The 18,974-nt window shown below is 61.0% G+C and carries 18 protein-coding genes; 11 read left to right on the top strand and 7 right to left on the bottom strand.

Going from position 1 to position 18,974, the window contains the following annotated elements; genetic code table 11:
* Window positions 1-46 precede the first annotated feature (46 nt).
* From DOM27_RS01680 to DOM27_RS01650, 7 genes are read left to right on the top strand one after another with little or no spacing between them, the layout of a single operon-like run.
* Window positions 47-1,036 carry a TRAP transporter substrate-binding protein gene (locus tag DOM27_RS01680; RefSeq protein ID WP_110654327.1) on the top strand — a complete coding sequence of 330 codons (990 nt, stop codon included), beginning with the start codon at window positions 47-49 and terminating at the stop codon, window positions 1,034-1,036.
* Between the two features lie 15 nt (window positions 1,037-1,051).
* A complete protein-coding gene (locus tag DOM27_RS01675) occupies window positions 1,052-1,615 on the top strand; it encodes a TRAP transporter small permease (protein ID WP_110654326.1) in 564 nt (187 codons plus the stop codon).
* Window positions 1,612-2,871, top strand: a complete 1,260-nt coding sequence (locus tag DOM27_RS01670) for a TRAP transporter large permease (protein ID WP_110654325.1) — start codon at window positions 1,612-1,614, stop codon at window positions 2,869-2,871. The genes DOM27_RS01675 and DOM27_RS01670 overlap by 4 nt, the downstream gene beginning before the upstream one ends.
* 9 nt (window positions 2,872-2,880) lie before the next feature.
* Window positions 2,881-3,789 (top strand): NAD(P)-dependent oxidoreductase, encoded by a 909-nt coding sequence (locus DOM27_RS01665; RefSeq protein WP_110654324.1) that lies wholly within the window; start codon window positions 2,881-2,883, stop codon window positions 3,787-3,789.
* Complete coding sequence (locus DOM27_RS01660) at window positions 3,786-4,619, top strand: sugar phosphate isomerase/epimerase family protein (protein WP_110654323.1); 834 nt, start codon at window positions 3,786-3,788, stop codon at window positions 4,617-4,619. Before DOM27_RS01665 ends, DOM27_RS01660 begins: the two co-directional genes overlap by 4 nt.
* A gap of 17 nt (window positions 4,620-4,636) precedes the next feature.
* Window positions 4,637-5,389 (top strand): SDR family NAD(P)-dependent oxidoreductase, encoded by a 753-nt coding sequence (locus DOM27_RS01655; protein WP_110654322.1) that lies wholly within the window; start codon window positions 4,637-4,639, stop codon window positions 5,387-5,389.
* 53 nt (window positions 5,390-5,442) lie between these two features.
* Complete coding sequence (locus DOM27_RS01650) at window positions 5,443-6,138, top strand: FadR/GntR family transcriptional regulator (RefSeq protein ID WP_110654321.1); 696 nt, start codon at window positions 5,443-5,445, stop codon at window positions 6,136-6,138.
* A 112-nt stretch (window positions 6,139-6,250) separates the two neighbouring features.
* On the opposite strand, the gene DOM27_RS01645 is transcribed toward DOM27_RS01650, so the two are convergent.
* Together DOM27_RS01645 and DOM27_RS01640 are read right to left on the bottom strand one after the other, a co-directional pair.
* Window positions 6,251-6,652, bottom strand: a complete 402-nt coding sequence (locus DOM27_RS01645) for a (R)-mandelonitrile lyase (RefSeq protein ID WP_110654320.1) — start codon at window positions 6,650-6,652, stop codon at window positions 6,251-6,253.
* Window positions 6,653-6,815: 163 nt separating this feature from the next.
* Window positions 6,816-7,649 (bottom strand): oxidoreductase, encoded by an 834-nt coding sequence (locus DOM27_RS01640; protein ID WP_110654319.1) that lies wholly within the window; start codon window positions 7,647-7,649, stop codon window positions 6,816-6,818.
* Window positions 7,650-7,762: 113 nt separating this feature from the next.
* Here DOM27_RS01640 and DOM27_RS01635 point away from each other — a divergent pair, with 113 nt between their 5' ends.
* Together DOM27_RS01635 and DOM27_RS01630 are read left to right on the top strand one after the other, a co-directional pair.
* Window positions 7,763-8,716 (top strand): AraC family transcriptional regulator, encoded by a 954-nt coding sequence (locus DOM27_RS01635; protein WP_245392549.1) that lies wholly within the window; start codon window positions 7,763-7,765, stop codon window positions 8,714-8,716.
* Between the two features lie 353 nt (window positions 8,717-9,069).
* Window positions 9,070-9,873 carry an MBL fold metallo-hydrolase gene (locus DOM27_RS01630; RefSeq protein ID WP_188113667.1) on the top strand — a complete coding sequence of 268 codons (804 nt, stop codon included), beginning with the start codon at window positions 9,070-9,072 and terminating at the stop codon, window positions 9,871-9,873.
* A 119-nt stretch (window positions 9,874-9,992) separates the two neighbouring features.
* On the opposite strand, the gene glmS is transcribed toward DOM27_RS01630, so the two are convergent.
* On the bottom strand, window positions 9,993-11,846 hold the full coding sequence (gene glmS, locus DOM27_RS01625) for a glutamine--fructose-6-phosphate transaminase (isomerizing) (protein ID WP_110654317.1): 1,854 nt from the start codon (window positions 11,844-11,846) through the stop codon (window positions 9,993-9,995).
* 18 nt (window positions 11,847-11,864) lie between these two features.
* A complete protein-coding gene (locus DOM27_RS01620) occupies window positions 11,865-12,650 on the bottom strand; it encodes a DeoR/GlpR family DNA-binding transcription regulator (RefSeq protein WP_110654316.1) in 786 nt (261 codons plus the stop codon).
* Between the two features lie 127 nt (window positions 12,651-12,777).
* On the opposite strand from DOM27_RS01620, the gene argE reads away from it, so the two are divergent.
* Complete coding sequence (gene argE, locus DOM27_RS01615; protein WP_280952105.1) at window positions 12,778-13,995, top strand: acetylornithine deacetylase; 1,218 nt, start codon at window positions 12,778-12,780, stop codon at window positions 13,993-13,995.
* Window positions 13,992-15,092 carry a DUF1615 domain-containing protein gene (locus DOM27_RS01610; protein WP_110654314.1) on the top strand — a complete coding sequence of 367 codons (1,101 nt, stop codon included), beginning with the start codon at window positions 13,992-13,994 and terminating at the stop codon, window positions 15,090-15,092. The genes argE and DOM27_RS01610 overlap by 4 nt, the downstream gene beginning before the upstream one ends.
* A gap of 424 nt (window positions 15,093-15,516) precedes the next feature.
* On the opposite strand, the gene glmU is transcribed toward DOM27_RS01610, so the two are convergent.
* From glmU to atpD, 3 genes are all read right to left on the bottom strand, one after another.
* Window positions 15,517-16,899, bottom strand: a complete 1,383-nt coding sequence (gene glmU, locus DOM27_RS01605; protein ID WP_110654313.1) for a bifunctional UDP-N-acetylglucosamine diphosphorylase/glucosamine-1-phosphate N-acetyltransferase GlmU — start codon at window positions 16,897-16,899, stop codon at window positions 15,517-15,519.
* 146 nt (window positions 16,900-17,045) lie between these two features.
* Window positions 17,046-17,471: a F0F1 ATP synthase subunit epsilon gene (locus DOM27_RS01600; protein WP_075570031.1), complete on the bottom strand. Its 426-nt coding sequence runs from the start codon at window positions 17,469-17,471 to the stop codon at window positions 17,046-17,048.
* 27 nt (window positions 17,472-17,498) lie between these two features.
* Window positions 17,499-18,878 (bottom strand): F0F1 ATP synthase subunit beta, encoded by a 1,380-nt coding sequence (gene atpD / locus DOM27_RS01595; RefSeq protein WP_110654312.1) that lies wholly within the window; start codon window positions 18,876-18,878, stop codon window positions 17,499-17,501.
* Window positions 18,879-18,974 lie beyond the last annotated feature (96 nt).

The following is an 18,974-nucleotide window of genomic DNA, read 5'->3' as shown; positions in this document are numbered from 1 at the left end:
GCAAGGACGTCACCAAACCCCGTCAGCAACCATGAGCGCAACGACAATGATTAAAGCGATTCTGAAAACCACGGCCTTGGCTGCTGCCCTTGCGGCCGCTACACCAGCAATGGCAGCTCAAACTCTGCAACTGGCTCACAATGCCGCCGAGGGCAACCCAAAATGGATAGCCTCCGAACGCTTCGCCAAACTCGTCGAAGAGGGAACGAACGGAGAAATCCACGTCGACGTGGGCGGCAATGCCCAATATGGCGATGATATGGAAGCACTGACCCTGATGCGCATGGGAAGCCTCGGGTTCAGCGCCAACAGTCAGGGGCCAGTGTCTAGCATCGTTCCGCAGTTCTCTCTGCTTGGCCTGCCATTTCTCTTCGATTCATTGCCCACCGCCTGGGAAGTCATGGATGGCGAGGTTGGCAACGAGCTCAAACGACTAGCGCAAGAACAGGGATTGGTGCTGCTAGCACTGTGGGATAACGGCATCCGTCACGTCAGCAACAACGTCCGACCGATCGAAAAACCCGCCGACCTCCAGGGTCTCAAGATCCGTACGCCGCCATCCGAAATAGCCGTCGATATCTTCGATGCGCTCGGTGCAACGCCGACACCGATGAACTTCTCCGAACTCTATATCGCGCTCCAGCAGGGCGTGGTGGATGGTCAGGAGAACCCGCTAATGAACATCTATTCATCGAAGCTCTATGAAGTGCAGAAATATATTTCGCTTACTGGCCACATGTACGAGTCGATGCCACTGCTGATGAGCAAGGTCGTTTGGGACAGTCTTACGCCCGAGGACCAGAAAGTCATTCAGGATGCCGCCATCGAAGCGGGCAAGTTCGAGCGCCAGGCGTCGCTGGAAGCGGACAACGACCTGCGCGTGAAGATGGAAAAAGCGGGGGTGAAGTTCAACGAAGTGGATCAGGCACCGTTCATCGAAGCGACTCGCAGCGTCTACGACACCTGGCGCGGAAAGTATCCAAAGATGGTGGATATGGTCGTAAACGCCGCGAAGAAGGCGAAAGCATCACAGTAAACGGGAGCGTTCGCCATGTCTAAAGTCAATGCAGGTCGGCATGGCGAACCGGGGCATCCCGGTTCGCCCCCGCTGCGCCTGAAAACCGCGATTCATCACCTGTTCAAGTGGTTCGGCATCGTCTCCCTCCTCACCATGTTCGGCACGCTATTGACGGCCGTATTCGTGCGCTATGTGTGGGAGATGAATCTCAACTGGACGTCGGAAGTTCCCAACCTCCTGTTTCCCTGGCTCACCATGTGCGCCATCGTCGCGACCGCTGCGAAGAACGAACATATCGGGATCGAAGCCGTGGTCGAGAGACTGCCGCGTCCACTGCGTAGGGTCGTCAGTCTCGCCACGAACCTGCTGGCGGCCATCGCTTTCGCCCTCATCGCCTGGCACGGGCTGGAAGTTATCAGTATCGCGGGCAATCAGCTCCTGCCCATTACCGGTATTGCCATGTCATGGGCCTACTGGTCGGTCGTTGTCGGCTTCGCTGGTCTGGCGCTCGTTTCCCTGCTCAATGTTCTCATCGCACTCGATCGCCGGGTATCGGTAGACGAATCGCTTGCGACCCACGGGGAGGAAGCCCTATGACAATCAATATGCTGTTCTCCTTCATCCTCCTCATGCTGATGGCAATGCCGGTGGGCTACTCACTCGTCCTCAGCGGCTGGACGGCGCTCTCGGTCTTCGGCTCCATGCCCTCAAGCATGGTGGTGATGAAAATCTTCCAGCCGACTCAGAGCTTCCCACTGCTGGCCATCCCTTTCTTCGTGCTTTCCGGCAGTCTGATGATGTCCGGCAAGCTCGGGCAGAGACTGGTAGCGCTGGCATCGATGCTGGTCGGCAAGTATCACGGCGGGCTAGGTCAGGTGACCGTGGTGGGCTCCACCATCTTTGGCGGCGTTTCGGGTTCAGCCGTCGCCGAGGCATCGGCGCTGGGTTCGATGCTGATTCCCTGGCAGAAGAGAGAGGGCTACCCCGGTGCCTTCGGCGCCGCGGTAACCGCTTCCTCATCGGTCATTGCCGGCTTGATGCCACCATCGATCCCGCTGATCCTGTTTGCCACGGTGTCCAATGTTTCCATCGCGTCGCTATTCCTCGCCGGGGTGCTGCCGGCGCTGATGCTGGCGATCGGAATGATGACCGCCTGCTATGTGACCGGAAAGCGACGCGGCTTCCCTAGACTCACGCTGAAGTACACGGCACGGGAGGTGAAAAGCACGTTGACTACGGCGCTGCCCGCGCTAATGATGCCGGTAATCATTCTCGTGCTATTGCGCGCAGGCATCGCCACCCCCACCGAAGTCAGCATCATCTCCGTGGCCTACGCGCTGCTCGTCAGCGCGCTGATTTACCGCGATCTGACGCTCTCCCGCGTCGTGTCTGCGTTATCGGGAACGGTCGTGACCACGGGCATGGTCATGCTGATCATCGCCGCCGCCAATATCATCGCCTATATCCTTACCAGTGGTGGTGTCCCTCAGGCCATCGCGCAGTGGGCCGTAGAAACTCTCGGCAATCCGATCCTGGTAATTCTGGCGATCAACCTGTTGCTGCTGTTCATCGGCATGTTCCTCGATCTGCCGGCCGCAATCCTGCTGCTGGGGCCGACGCTCGTCTCGATCGCCAACGCCATCGGCCTGGACCTGGTCCAGCTCGGGATCATCATGTGCGTGAATCTGAGCATCGGACTCTTCACGCCGCCCATCGGTACCACGCTATTCGTCGCATCGGCCATCGCTCGGGAGCGCATTGGCGCCGTCGTGCGTGAACTCGTTCCGTTCTATCTCGTCGCCATCGCCGTGCTGCTTCTCGTCTCGTACGTGCCCGCACTGATCCTTTACTGAGGAACCAAGATGAAGAGAGTCGCTGTTGCAGGATTGGGCGCCATGGGCTGGCCCATGGCCGAGAATCTCGCCCGAACCGGGCTCGAGGTGCTCGGTCTCGATGCACTGACCGAGCGCGCTGAAGCCTTTCACCGCCAAGTGTCTACCCGAAACGACGGTATCGAAAACATCGAGGCGCTGGTGATCATGGTCGTCAACGCCGAGCAGATTCGCTCGCTGCTGTTCTCGGATGCACTCGTCGTCGGCGGCCTGGCATCACGATTGCCGACGGACGCTTGCATCGTACAGATGTCCACCGTCGCGCCGGCCGATGCCGAAGCACTGGCCGCCGACGTCGCGGCAGTGCGGCCGGATCTTCACTACGTGGATGCCCCGGTTTCGGGTGGCGTCGTGGGAGCGCAAGCCGGCACGCTCAGCATCATGGCCGCTGGCGATGCGCCGTCACTCGAGCGCTGCCGTCCGCTGTTCGACATCCTCGGCCAGGCGATCTTCGAGGTCGGCGATCGCCCCGGGCAGGGCGCCGCGATGAAAGCGGTCAACCAGCTGCTTTGCGGGGTGCATATCGCGGCGGCGGCGGAAGCGCTGGCACTGGCCGAGAAAAGCGGCATCGACCGGCAGATCGCGTTGCGGCTAGTCCAGGGTTCGGCGGCCTCGAGCTGGATGCTCCGCGACCGCGGCCCGCGAATGATCGAGCCGCCGGGAGACGTCACCAGTGCCATCGACATCTTCTGCAAGGATCTGGGCATCGTCTGCGACGCCGCCAGTTCGTCTCGGGCCTACACCCCCCTCGCCCACAGCGCGCATCAGCTCTTCGTCGCCACGGCCGAGGGTGGCGAAGGCCGCCTGGACGACAGCCAGTTGATTCGCACCTACCGCCGACTCAATGGCTGCGATCCCGAGGGGGGCGGCCAAGCATGAACTCCCTTTCGTTTTCCGTCAGCACGGCGGCCTACGACGGTTACGACTTCGACCGTATTCTGCCGTCCCTGGCCCGTCGCGGCGTGCGGCAAGTCGAATTCGCCTTTATTGACGGTTACGTGGAGACTTTCACCGACGCCGACCTGACTCTCGCGCTCGCCAACGATCTATGTAGTGAGATGCGCGGTCTCGATCAGCATTGCCGTTATTTCTCCGGCCATATCGATCTCGGCCTCGACAATGCCCCGGAGCGTCTCGAAGCGCGCTGCCGATTCGCCGCAGCACTCGGCGCCAAGTTCGTCATCACCAACGCCGCAACGCTCGGCAACCGCGCGCGCTTTCTCGCCCACGCCGAACGGATGAGCCGCATCGCGCGGGACCATGGCGTTCGAATCCTGCTCGAGAACCCGGGCAACGCCGAACCGAACATGCTCGACCACGCCGGGGATATCCTCAAGCTGATGGCAATGCTCGATGACGATACCTTCGGCATCAACTACGACTGCGGCAACCTGCTCTCCCACCAGCCGGATCGCCATCCCGAGACGGACGTAGAACAAGCCCTGCCTCTGGCGGACCATTTTCACATCAAGCCCTGCCGGCGCGTGGCATCCGGCTATGACTTCAGCGAACTCGGCGACAGCGATATCGACGAGGCCCGGGTGATTCGCACCCTCGTGGCCGCCGAACGGCCGTTCTCGCTGGAACTTCCCTTCCGGCTCCATCGGGACCGCCAGGCACAACCCTGGCGGGACAGGAGTCCACTGCCTCTCGATCTGATCGAGGAAAAACTCGGCCGTTCCCTCGAATGGCTCGATAACCTTCAATGATGCCTGGAGATACACGCATGCTTCTCGACAACAAGGTCTGCCTCATCACCGGCGCGGCCGGCGCCCGCGGGATCGGCTTGAAGACTGCCCGGCTGTTTCACGAACACGGGGCGAACATCGTCATTTCCGATATCGACGAATCGGCCTGTGAAGCGGTGAGGCAGGAGTTCGATCCAGCCCGCTGTCTCGTCGTAGTCGCCAACGTCACCCGCCGCGACGAATGTCTCGATGTGGTCGAACGCGCGCTCGAGCAATTCGGCAAGATCGATGTGCTCATCAACAATGCCGGCATTACCCAGCCAGTGAAGTTCGAGGAGATCGACTCCGAGAGTTACGACCGCATTCTCGACGTCAACCTGCGCGGTATGCTGTACATGTCCCAGGCCGTGGTGCCGCACATGAAAGCGGCGGGCGGCGGCTCGATCGCCAGCACCTCCTCGGTTTCCGCCCAACGCGGCGGCGGCATTTTCGGAGGGCCCCACTACAGCGCCGCCAAGGCTGGCATGCTGGGGCTGGGCAAGGCAATGGCCCGCGAGCTGGGGCCGTTCGGCATTCGGGTCAATTCGGTGACGCCCGGACTGATCGATACCGATATCACCGCCGGCAAGCTGACCGAAGAGATGAAGGCCCCGATTCTAGAGGGGATCCCGCTCAAGCGGCTCGGACTGCCCGACGACGTCGCCAATGCCTTTCTGTTCCTGGCCAGCGAGCTGTCGAGCTACATCACCGGTGCCACGATCGACGTCAACGGCGGTATGCACATTCACTGACATGCTAAGCTGCCGCCGAACTCTTTCCACCGACGGCAGCGACTGGAACGCCTATGAGCGAGATTGACTCCGGCCTTCTGGCCAAATTGCACGACTTCGTATCGGTGTCGGAACTGTCCCGCGATGGACGCCTGAAACTGCCACCGGAAAGGACGCTGTGCGAACGATTCTCGATGCATCGCTCATCGGTCAGGAACGCGTTGTCGGTGCTTCAGAGCCTGGGGTTCATCGAACGCCGACAAGGTTCGGGGACGTTTCTTAAAATGCCCGAGCCCGTCTTTATCCAGCTCTACTTTGAACTGGCCTTGAAGCTGAACTACATCTCCGTCGATCACATGGAATCGGCGCGGGAAATGTTCGAGCGTGAAATCATTCAAGCGGCCGCGACCCATCACACACCCCAGGAACTGGAGAAACTGGAGCGGCTCTGCGAACGCATCGTCAACACAGCGGATATAAACGACGGCCTCCAAGCCGACTACGAGTTTCACGAACAATTGGCGATCATGGCCGGCAATCCTGCCATTTTGATCATATTTCAAGGCCTGTCGTCGGTTCTGAAGAAAGTGCTTCACCATCGCCGGGTGCTTGCCCGCCAGTCCACCCAATCACTGAAGAAGACCAACGAAACCCATATCGCCATCGTCGCCGCGATCAAGGCAAAAGATCCGGATCTGGCGCGTCAAGCCATGTTCGACCACTTCGAGACTTGGAACCAGCAGACAATGCGTTCCTACGCCGGCAGTTGAGCTTTCTGAAAAAGCCTGCGCTCGCCCACGGACTCCGCCGACTGGAATGCCGCAGCATCGTCTTGTCACGGCTACCGATACCCGGGTCAGCCGACACTTGGCGGACGACCGCCTACGACTTACCTTCGTACTGCGCGTCCTGAACCTTTTCCATCCAGGTGACCGGACTGCCATCGATAGATTCCTGGATGGCGATGTGGGTCATCGCGATATCTGGCGCCGCACCGTGCCAGTGTTTCTCGCCAGCGGGGAACCAGACCACGTCGCCAGGGCGAATCTCCTCGATCGGACCGCCGTCTCGCTGAACGCGTCCGAAGCCAGCGGTGACGATCAATGTCTGCCCCGCGGGATGGGTATGCCACGCCGTGCGTGCGCCGGGTTCGAAGGTGACCGCAGCGCCGCTGGTACGACTGGGCGATTCGGCGCTGAATAGCGGGTCTACGCGAACGGTGCCGGTGAAGTACTCTTCCGGGCCCGTCGTCGAGGCCTGTGTTCCTACACGATTGATTTTCATGACACCCTCCTGAAAGTAGCGCTAACGCTAGAATGAAAGCCGCGAGCCGGTCAGCCTCTGCAGCCCGGTGATAAGCGACAAAACGGACCTGCATCGCACCGGCGTTAGGCATCGGTGTCGCTCCCAGAAGAAACGACACCGCAAGGTAAGTCGGCTTCGAACATCAGCCGTCGGTCGAACGCGTGAGCGTTTCCCATGCCTGGATCTCGTCGCTCATCGCTGACAGTTTATCGCGAACCAGTCCGAGCGCGTCGCTGCCCAGCAGCAGATGTGCCGGCGGTGTTTCGCTGGCGATGACGGCCAGCATGGCGCGGGCAGCCTTTGCCGGATCGCCGAGCTGTTGGCCGCTTTTCTCCTCGCGGGCACGCCGGATCGGATCGAACAGCGCGTCGTAGTCGGGAATCGAGCGCGGTGTGCGGGACATCGAACGGCCAGCCCAGTCGGTGCGAAACGAGCCGGGAGCCACGGCGGTGACGTGGATATCGAACGGCTTCACTTCCTTGCCGAGCACCTCGGAGATCCCTTCCAGCGCAAACTTGCTGCCGCAGTAATAGGCAATGCCCGGCATGGTGATGAAGCCGCCCATCGAGGTGATGTTGAGGATATGCCCGCAACGGCGTGCACGCATGTAGGGCAATACGGCCTTCGTTACGGCAACCGCGCCGAATACGTTCACGTCGAACTGGCGACGCATCTCGGCCAGCGTGGACTCCTCCATGATCCCTTCGTGGCCGTAGCCGGCGTTGTTGACGAGAACGTCGATCGGCCCGACGCTCGCCTCGATGTCGGCCACGACACCGTCGATGGCATCGAAGTCGGTCACGTCGAGCACCCGGCCCAACGCGTTCGCCGGGTCGAGCTTCTCGAACGCTTGCCTGGCCTGTTCGTTGCGCACCGTGCCGACGACGCGGTGACCGTTAGCGAGCGCTTCCTGAGCCAGCGCCCGGCCGAAGCCGCTGCTGACACCGGTGATGAGAATGAGTTTGCTGGACGACATGGCAATAGCTCCAATGAATCAGTGAGAGCTGCACATTACGCCTTTGAATTTCACGCTTTCAGGCTTATTGTTCTTGTTTTATTGCCTATTCTTATCATTTCACGCGATACGACATGAACAAGACCATTCCCGCTCCACCGGCTGAACAGCAGCACATGGTGGCGTTGCTTCGGGCGCTGGCGCCGGACGAGGGCTACAACCTGACCGCGTTACCCGACGTGCGTATCCTGCGCTCGGATCACCCCTTATCGCGTACTCCGGTTCTGTACGATCCTGGCATCGTGATCGTATGCCAGGGGCGAAAGCGGGGCTTTTTCGGTGACCAGGTTTATCTGTACGACGAGCAGCACTACCTGGCGGTCGCGGTACCGGTGCCCTTCACGATGGAAACCGAGGCGACGCGGGAACATCCGCTGCTGGCCATTTACATGCATCTGGATTTTCAGCTCGCCGCCGAGCTGATGATCCAGATCGAGCGCGATGCTGGAACAGCACGGCCGAGTGCGCCGCAGAGTTTGATGTCCAGCCCCATGGACCCGGCGTTACGGGCGTCTCTGGTGCGCTTTCTCGAAGCGATGAACCAGCCGCTCGAGGCGACGATTCTCGGCCCGGCGCTGGTTCGGGAGCTCTATTTTCGCGTGCTCACCGGGGCACAAGGCGATGCGATGAGAGCGGCGCTGGCGATGCGGGGGCAGTTCGGAAAGATCGGCAAAGCGCTGCGCTGCATTCACGCGACCTATGCCCAGCCGCTCGATTTGTCGCAACTGGCCGGTGAAGCCGGCATGAGCGTTCCCACGTTCCACAACCACTTCAAAACCATTACCCACACCTCGCCGATGCAGTACGTGAAATCCACACGACTGCATCAGGCGCGCCTGCTGATGGTGCGTCAGGGCATGACGGCGGAAACCGCCTGCCACGCCGTGGGTTATGCGAGCCCTTCGCAGTTCAATCGGGAATTCAAACGGCTTTTCGGATTGACACCAGCCGCCGAGGCGAAGCGGATGAGGGAGAACTTCGCGATACCCCCTGCGTTCGCCAAGACGGATTACGTCTCGTCGCATTGAGATCGGTTCGGGACAAATATAACGCCACGCTGATAATTACCAGCCTTGGCTGAACGCTTATTCGGAATCTTCGGGCGCGGCTAGTCTTCATCACCCGGGATATTCCTCGAGAATCTCTGGAGATCGTGATGACAGCGATAGCTCACTGGCGATGACGGCGAGCTGGGCTGGATTTGGATCGATCGACAACTGAACTACACTACATGCTGATATGCTTGGTGTTTGCTGCTCTGATACTTGTTACTCACTTTCATACGTCGAATTTAGTGTTGTAGCGCAGCTCAAATCGATATTGATATCGATCATTCACAGGAGTCAAAGTGACAAAATTTTTTCAGGTCGGAAAATTTAAGATGACATGGTTGCTCGACGGTACTTACCCATGTACACCCGATTTCATACCGGGAGCACGCTCCGAAGAAGGCCGGCATCTCTACCAGAAAGCTGGGCTTCCGCCAGAAGGGCCCTCGATAGAGCCCTTTCATGCCTTCGCCATCGAGTGGCAAGATCATCTGTGGCTCATCGATACAGGGTGCGGTCAGGAAGCTGGGCCGGAGCGGGGAAAGGTCCCCGAACAATTACGATCAATCGGTTACGCACCTGAAGATGTCGAGGGAATCATCATCACGCATCTTCATAAGGATCACACCGGAGGACTCCTGACGCCGGAAGGTCGCTCCCGCTATCGAAATGCGCAGCTTTACGTTGGCGAAAGTGAAATGGCATTCTGGACTGGATCACACGTTCCCGAAGGCAATATGGGCGACCATAAAGTCACGAAGGCGGTACTCGAGCTGTACGAAGGACGGATCAAGGTCGTGCCGGATAATGCCGTCATCGTGCCGGGACTGAAATTCGTGCCTTTATATGGTCATTCCCCCGGCCATACCGGCGTAATGATCGAAGACCGTGGTCAGCAGATGTTGATGTGGGCGGATCTCATGCATTCGTCGGTGCTCCAGTTCCACTACCCCCATTGGAGTGTGGTCCCTGACATGGATCCTGAGCGTGCGGTAGCCACACGCTTGGAACTTCTCGAGCAGCTGGTCGAGGAAGATACGATGGTGGCGGGTTCGCATACGTATGGTACCGGCCGCGTCCGGCGAGGAGAGATCGCTTACGAACTGGTGCCGATGGATGCCGACGATCGACACTGAAGCTCCTCCTATCGATCGATTCCGAGAATGATTCGTAGGCCTTGAAAAGACGGCTCCTGGGTTATTCAGGAGCCGCCCTGATTTTCAGTTTCCCGTGGCGGCAATTTGAAGCTTTCCCCTCACTCCACCGTCACGCTCTTGGCCAGGTTGCGCGGCTGGTCGACGTCGGTGCCCTTGAGCACGGCAACGTGGTAGGAGAGCAGCTGCAGCGGAATGGTGTAGACGATGGGGGCGAGCAATTCATCCACAGGCGGTACATGGAGCACGCGCAGATTGTCGGCGGCGGTCAGCGCGACGCCTTCGTCGGCGAACACGAACAGCTCGCCGCCCCGGGCGCGGACTTCCTGCAGGTTGGACTTGAGCTTCTCCAGCAGTTCGTCGTTGGGGGCGACGGCGACCACCGGCATATCGGCATCGACCAGCGCCAACGGGCCGTGCTTGAGTTCGCCGGCCGGGTACGCCTCGGCGTGGATGTAGGAAATCTCCTTGAGCTTGAGCGCGCCTTCCAGGGCGATCGGGAACTGGGTGCCGCGGCCCAGGAACAGCGCATGATGCTTCTCGGCGAAGGCTTCCGACAGTTCGGCGATCGGCCCGTCCATGGACAGCGCGCTGTCGAGCACCGTCGGCAGGCCGCGTAGGGCCTGGACCAGTGATGCTTCGCGCTCGTCACCGCGCTGTTTACGCAGCGAGAGCGTCAGCAGCATTAGGGCGACGAGCTGAGTGGTGAAGGCCTTGGTGGAGGCGACGCCGATCTCTGGGCCGGCCTGGGTCATCAGCGCCAGATCGGACTCCCGTGTCAGCGAGCTGCCGGGGACGTTGCAGATCGCCAGAGTCCCCAGGTAACCCGATGTTTTGTCACGGCTCTTGGCACGGCTCTTGGCATAGCGAAGCGCCGCCAGGGTATCGGCGGTCTCGCCGGACTGGGATAGCGTGACGAATAGGGTGTTTTCCGGCACGACGACTTCACGGTAGCGATACTCGGAGGCGACTTCGACCGTGGTCGGCAGGCCGGCCAACTTCTCGAGCCAGTAGCGCGCCACCATGCCGGCGTGATAGCTGGTACCGCAGGCGACGATATGCACCTGCTTGACCCGCTCGAACAGCGCCCTGGCGCCGACACCGAAGCTGCTTTCGAGCACGTGGGAACCGCTCAACCGGCCCTCCAGCGTGGCGGCGATCACGGCGGGCTGCTCGTGAATTTCCTTGAGCATGAAGTGACGATACTCGCCACGGCTGGCAGCGGCATCGCCGTGCTCATAGGTATGTACCGGGTGTTCGGCCGGCTTGCCGTTGGTATCGAAGATTTCGATGCCGTGGGCATCAGACAGGCGCACCACGTCGCCTTCCTGCAGGTAAATGAAGCGGTCGGTGACCTGCAAAAGCGCCAGCGCATCGGAGGCCAGGAAGTTCTCGTCGATGCCGACTCCAACCACCAGCGGGCTGCCCTTGCGGGCGCCGATGATTTCTCGCGGCGCATCGGCGTGCATCACCGCCAGCGCATAGGCACCGTCGATCTTGTCGAGGGTGGTCTGCACGGCGGCGAGCAAGTCGTTGTTTTCGGCAAAGGCGCGGTCGATCAGGTGGGCCACGACTTCCGTATCGGTCTCCGATTCGAACACTACGCCGTCAACTTCCAATTCACGCTTGAGCGGCTCGTAATTCTCGATGATGCCGTTGTGGACGATTGCCAACCGTTCGCGCGCCAGATGTGGGTGAGCGTTCACTTCGGACGGTTTGCCGTGGGTCGCCCAGCGGGTATGCGCGATGCCGATCTTGCCGGTCAAGGAACGCTCGGCGAGTTTCTCCTCGAGGGCGGCGACCTTGCCCTTGGCGCGTTGCCGCATGAGCTCGCCGACGGCGTTCAGTACGGCCATGCCCGCGCTGTCATAGCCGCGATATTCGAGACGCTTCAACCCTTCCAGCAAAATACCTTGCACGTTACGCGCGGCCAGCGCAGCGACGATTCCACACATGATCGATGTCCTTGAAAGTTATCCGTCGGTTCGGCCGGCCGGCTCGGGCGCGACCACCAGCGTCGTGCCCTGGAGCTCGATGGCCTCTGCCGCCGTGGCGTCGATTCGCCAGTCGGTGACGAGCGTATCGATGCGTGCCCAGGGAAGTTCCAGATTGGGGATACGGCGGCCGATCTTGTCGGCTTCCACCATCACCACCACCTCGCGGGCGACCTCGGCCATCACCCGGGTCAGGCCGAACAGCTCGTTGTAGGTGGTGGTACCGCGGTCGAGGTCGATGCCGTCGGCACCGACGAAGAGCTGATCGAAATCGTAGGCCCGCAATACCTGCTCGGCGACCTGGCCCTGGAAGGATTCCGAATGCGGGTCCCAGGTGCCGCCGGTCATCAGTAGCGCGGGTTCCGACTCCAGTTCACGCAGCGCCGCGGCCACGGCGAGCGAATTGGTCATCACCACCAGACCGCGCAGGCCACCCAGCTCGCCGATCAGCGCCGCCGTGGTGGTGCCGCTATCCACGATAATTCGGTTGTGCTCGCGAATACGCGCTCGCGCCGCCCGGGCGATGGCCTGCTTGTAGGGGGAAAGTGCCTGTGCCGGCTCGGCGAGCATTTCCTGGGGCAACGGTGCCGCCCCGCCGTAACGACGCAGCAACAGGCCGCTGCGCTCCAGAGTGTTCAAATCCTTGCGGATCGTCACTTCGGAAATCGCGAAACGACTCGCCAGCGTCTCGACCGGGGTTTCCCCATGTTCGTTGACGTAGGCAAGAATGGCGTGACGGCGCTGAGCGGTGTCGCGTTTCGGCATGGGTTTCGATTAAATTAGAGTAAGTTTCGAATTTCGCGTTTTAGCTTTCGATTTGAAAGATAGCAGGTGCGAATCAAAATCCAAACACTAAAATTCGTCAAGCTTACCCAAGGAATGATACGACGCGGTGGTCACTGCCACACGAGCTGGGCATCATGGTTCGCCTAGTCAACAACCACAATCGAAGAGACATCGCATGACCAGCCAAGAGATCCTCGGCAAGCTGATCAGCTTCGCCACAGTCAGCCGCGAGTCCAATCTCGCGCTGATCGAATTCGTGCGCGATTACCTCGCCCAGCACGGCGTCGACAGCGAGCTGATTCACAACGACGAGGGCAGCAAGGCCAATCTATGGGCAACCATCGGCCCGACTGATCGGGGTGGCGTGGTGCTTTCCGGCCACACCGATGTGGTTCCGGTCGACGGCCAGCCTTGGACCGTACCGACGTTCGAGATGACCGAGCGCGACGGCAAGCTTTACGGCCGCGGTACCACCGACATGAAGGGCTACATTGCCTGCGTGCTGGCGGCGGTGCCGAGCTACAAGGCGGCGAAGCTCGAAACGCCGGTGCATCTGGCGTTCTCCTATGACGAGGAAGTGGGCTGTCTCGGCGTGCGCTCGATCATCTCGATGCTGGAAGGCAGACCGCACAAGCCGCTCGCCTGCATCATCGGCGAGCCGACCGAGCTCAAGCCGGTGCTGGGTCACAAGGGCAAGCTCGGCGTGCGCTGCCGCGTGCATGGTGTGCCCTGCCACTCCGCCTATGCACCGGAGGGCGTCAACGCTATCGAAACTGCCGCCAAGATGATCGTTCGCCTCAACGAGATCGGCGAGCGTCTGGCCGATCCCGCCCGCCATGACGAGCGCTTCTATCCGCCCTTTTCGACCGTCCAGACCGGCGTGATCGAGGGCGGTCGAGCGCTCAACATCGTGCCGTCTGAGTGTCGCTTCGACTGGGAAGTGCGCTCGCTGCCCGGCTTCGATGCCAATGATGTCGAACGCGAGATGCGCGACTACGCCGACCAGGAACTCATCCCCAAAATGCGCGCCGTCGAACCCGATACCGATATCGTCTTCGAGCCGCTACAGGCTTATCCAGGGCTGACGACCGAGGCGACGAGCGACGTGGCGCGATTGATCGCCACCCTGTCGGATCGCGATGACTTCGGCACCGTTGCCTACGGCACCGAGGGCGGACTGTTTCATGAAGCCGGCATTCCCACCGTGGTTTGCGGCCCCGGCTGCATGGATCAGGGTCACAAGCCGGACGAGTTCATCGCCCTCGATCAGCTCGAACGCTGCGATGCGATGATGCAGCGCCTGGTGGAGCATCTGAGCGCATGAAAAAAGCCACGATTTATTCGAACTACCGCTGGCTCTCGGCGCTTGTCGTCACCCTGCTGGCCGGCTGCAGCACGCAGGCTCCGCAACCCGGCTTCGAGCAGCGTCCGGCGAGCGTGAAAAGCGAGCTGGTGACACTCATTCCGGCGAGCGCCGATGACCGTGATGGCTGGGCAACGGACATCACCGCTGCATTCTCGGCCCAGAATCTACCCGCGACTCGAGACAATCTCTGCTCGGTGCTGGCAGTGATCGAGCAGGAGTCGACTTACAGAGCCGACCCCAGCGTGCCCAATCTCTCGACCATCGCCCGGCAGGAGATCGACCGACGCGCCAGCGCGCTACACGTTCCCGGTTTTCTGGTCGACGCCGGCCTGAATCTCGAATCACCCAACGGCAAGACCTACAACCAGCGCTTGAATTCGGTGACCACCGAGCGCGAGATGAGCGAGATCTTCGAGGATTTCATCGACATGGCACCGCTGGGTCGCCAGCTCTTCGGCAGCCTTAACCCGGTGCACACCGGCGGCCCGATGCAGGTCAGCGTCGATTTCGCGCAAGAACACGCCGAGAACTATCCCTATCCGATCGATGGCTCGATCCGTCACGAGGTATTCACCCGGCGCGGCGGGCTCTATTTCGGCATTGCCCACCTGTTCGGCTATCCCGCCAATTACGACAAACCCATTTACCGCTTCGCCGACTTCAACGCCGGCTGGTACGCCAGCCGTAACGCCGCATTTCAGGCGGCCGTCACTCAACTCTCCGGTATTCCGCTGGCGCTGGATGGTGACCTGATTATTCCCGGCTCGCTCAAGGCAGGCCAGACCGAATTGGCGGTACGCACACTGAAAGCCAGGTTGGGCATGGACGACGGTGATATTCGCGACGCACTGGAAAAAGAGGATTCTCTCGACTTCGAGCAGACCGACCTCTACGAGAAAGTCTATGCGCTGGCGCGGCAGCAGGAGAACGAGCCCATCTCCTACGCACGGTTACCCGGCATCAAGTTGGAGAGCCCCAAGATCACCCGCAACCTGACCACGGCGTGGTTTGCAAAGCGGGTCGACGACCGCTGGCAGCAGTGCATGGCACGTTAAGTGCCAGGATACGAAGTGGAAACCGGCAGGATTTCCACATCTGTCGGAAAGAAGCACCCGATAGCGCCTCTCAGGCTCAACCCGAGCGACCACCGGCAAGCCGGGTCTAGCGACATGGGTAAGGCGAACCAGACATCTGAGTGATGTTTGGTTCGCCGAACGAGCTGGCCATGGATGGCCAGCTCCGGCCTGCAAGCGGGACAGGATGTTTTAGCGAAGCAGGTCGCTAGAGGCGCGCCGGGACAGGGACGTCCTTGCGCGCCGACCCGAAGCGTCGACGAAGATCGACTCGGGGCTAATTGAGCCTGTGGCGCGAAAAAGGGGAGCGCGAGGAGCTTTCCCCTCGCGATAACGACGACAAGGGTCGTAAGGACCTCGTCAGTAGTTAGCTCTTTTCACTCGAATGAGCGCCAAAGACAATGAATCAAGACTTCGGCATCTTCACCGGCCGCTGCCAGCCCTGCTTGACGACCTGACGACTGCGCCCGATCGCCAACTCGTCGTCGGCCACCGCACGGGTGATCGTGGAACCCGCGGCAATCGTGGCGCCATTACCAATGGTGACCGGGGCGACCAGCGAGCTGTTGGAACCGACGAAGACGCACTCGCCAATCAGAGTACGATGCTTGTTGATGCCATCGTAGTTGCAGGTGACGGTGCCAGCGCCGATGTTGGTATCGCGGCCGATCTCGGTATCACCCAGATAGCTCAGGTGGCCCGCCTTGACGCCGTCACCCAGGGTGGCGTTCTTGGTTTCGACGAAGTTACCCACATGCGCTCTGCCGCCGAGCCGAGTACCGGGACGCAGGCGTGCGAACGGTCCGCAGTCGCTGCCCTCGCCCATCTCGACACCTTCAAGATGGCTGTTGGCCTTCACCAGGGCACCTCGACGCAGAATCGAGTCCTTGATTACGCAGTTGGGACCGATGACGACATCGTCTTCCAGCGTGACCTGCCCTTCCAGGATCACGTTGACGTCGATCTGGATATCCCGGCCGACGGTGACGTCGCCACGCAGATCGAAGCGTTCCGGATCCGCGAAACTGACGCCGGCCGCCATCAATCGATCCGCCTGACGATGCTGGAAGGCACGTTCCAGTGACGCCAGCTGGCGCCGATCGTTGATCCCCTCGACCTCGACCGGCGAGCTCGGCTGCGCGGCCTTGACCTCGACGCCGTCGGCAGCGGCCATGGCGATCACATCGGTCAGGTAATACTCGCCCTGGGCGTTCTCGGCGGAAAGCTGGGGCAACCAGCGCTGCAGCTGTGCGCTGGTCATCGCCATGATCCCGGTATTGCATTCGCGGATGGTGCGCTGCTTGGCATCGGCATCCTTGTGTTCGACGATGGCGACGACCGCATCGCTTCCGTTGCGCACGATCCTGCCGTAGCCGGTGGGGTCGTCGAGCGTCACCGTCAACAGCGCCATGTGCTGCTCGTCGACGCCCTCGAGCAGCGTGTCGAGAGTCCTGGCCTGGATCAGCGGCACATCGCCGTAGAGGACCAGCACCTTGCCGTCACCGAGTCCGTCGAGCGCCTGGGCCACCGCGTGTCCGGTGCCTTTCTGTTCGGTCTGCTCGCAGAAGGCGAGTTCACGATCGTCCGACGTCGAGGCCGACAAAGCCTCGCGCACCGTCTCGCCGCCGTGGCCGACCACCACGTGCAACCGGGCATTGTCCAACCCCGCCGCCGTGTCGACGACGTGTTGAACCAGCGGGCGGCCCGCCAGCTTGTGCAGCACCTTCGGCGTCTTCGAGCGCATGCGGGTGCCTTGGCCGGCGGCCAGTATCACGACGTCGAGGGTCATGGCGTTTATCCTTTTGATCAATGGAAACTGGACGTCATTCTAGCGCTTGAGGACACCACTGACAGATCCTCGAACGCCCCTGCCCTGGCGACCATAAAAAAGGCGACTCAGGAGAGTCGCCTTTCGGGTCTTGCGCGGCGATGCCGTTAGCCGCGACCGCCCTTGCGACGCAATTGTTGCAGCGTACGCAGTTGAGCGGTGGCTTCGGCCAGCTCGGCGGAGGCTCGCGCGTAGTCGAGCTCGGTCTGCTTCTCGTTGAGCGAGGCCAGAGCATGCTGACGCGCCTGCTCGGCTTCCGCTTCATCGAGATCGCTGGCTCGAGTGGCGGTATCCGCCAGCACCGAGACCACGTCCGGCTGTACTTCGAGGAAGCCGCCGGTGACGTAGTAGAGCTCTTCTTCGCCGTTTTCCTGAATCACGCGCACCGGACCGGGCTTTAGCTCGGTCAGCAGCGGCGCGTGACCACGCAGGATACCCAGATCGCCGGCCACGCCGGCAGCAATGAGCTGCTCGACGCTGCCCGAGAAGATCTCCTTCTCGGCACTGACGATGTCACACTGAAATGTGGCCATAGCGATATCTCCCGGGAGTCTGCAGGCTTACTTCATGCTCTTGGCTTTCTCGACGGCTTCGTCGATGGTGCCAACCATGTAGAAGGCCTGCTCCGGCATATCGTCGTAATCGCCGTTGAGAATGCCCTGGAAGCCACGAATGGTTTCCTGCAGCGATACGTACTTGCCGGGCGCGCCGGTGAAGATCTCGGCGACGAAGAACGGCTGCGACAGGAAGCGCTGAATCTTACGCGCTCGGGCCACGGCCAGCTTGTCCTCGTCGGACAGCTCGTCCATCCCCAGGATGGCGATGATGTCCTTGAGTTCCTTGTAGCGCTGGAGCACGTTCTGCACACCGCGAGCGATGTTGTAGTGCTCTTCGCCGACGACCAGCGGATCCAGCTGCCGCGAGGTGGAGTCGAGCGGATCGACGGCCGGATAGATACCCAGCTCGGCGATCGAACGCGACAGCGTCACGGTGGAGTCCAGGTGCGCAAACGTCGTTGCCGGAGACGGGTCGGTCAAGTCATCCGCAGGCACATAGACGGCCTGGACGGAGGTGATCGAGCCAGTCTTGGTCGAAGTGATACGCTCCTGCAGCGCGCCCATCTCTTCGGCCAGCGTCGGCTGATAACCTACCGCCGACGGCATACGACCCAGCAGTGCCGACACTTCGGTACCGGCCAGCGTATAGCGGTAGATGTTATCGACGAACAGCAGTACGTCGCGACCTTCGTCACGGAAGTTCTCGGCGATGGTCAGACCGGTCAGCGCGACGCGCAGACGGTTGCCCGGGGGCTCGTTCATCTGGCCGTAGACCAGCGCGACCTTGTCGAGAACGTTGGATTCCTTCATCTCGTGATAGAAGTCGTTACCTTCACGAGTACGCTCGCCGACACCGGCGAATACGGAATAACCACTGTGCTCGGTGGCGATGTTACGGATCAGTTCCATCATGTTGACGGTCTTGCCGACACCGGCACCGCCGAACAGACCGACCTTGCCGCCCTTGGCGAACGGGCAGACCAGATCGATGACCTTGATGCCGGTTTCCAGCAGATCGCTGGAAGCGGCCTGATCCGCATAACCAGGCGCCTGACGGTGAATCGGCATGCGCACGGCATCGTCGCCAATGGCGCCGGCTTCGTCGATCGGCTCGCCCAACACGTTCATGATCCGGCCCAGCGTCTGCGTACCTACCGGCACGGAGATCGCAGCACCGGTATTCACGACCTCGATGCCACGCTGAAGACCTTCACTGGAGCCCATGACGATGGCGCGAACCACGCCGTCGCCGAGCTGTTGCTGTACTTCGAGAACGGCCTCTCTGCCCGAGACCGTCAGCGCGTCGTAGACCTTGGGTACGTCGTCCCGCGGAAATTCTACGTCAACCACCGCGCCTATGATTTGTACGATACGTCCGCTCATAGTGGTTCCTCGTAAACCTGCAAATGAAACCTGTAGGGCGCCGCACGAAGTGACTTCATTCGCGCGACGCCTAGCCAAGCCGTACTCGAGACCGCC

Source organism: Salinicola halimionae, from assembly GCF_003206065.1.
Taxonomy (GTDB): Bacteria; Pseudomonadota; Gammaproteobacteria; order Pseudomonadales; family Halomonadaceae; genus Salinicola; species Salinicola halimionae.
Note: the sequence above shows the minus strand (reverse complement) of the source record. Positions and strands in the feature narration are given on the sequence as shown.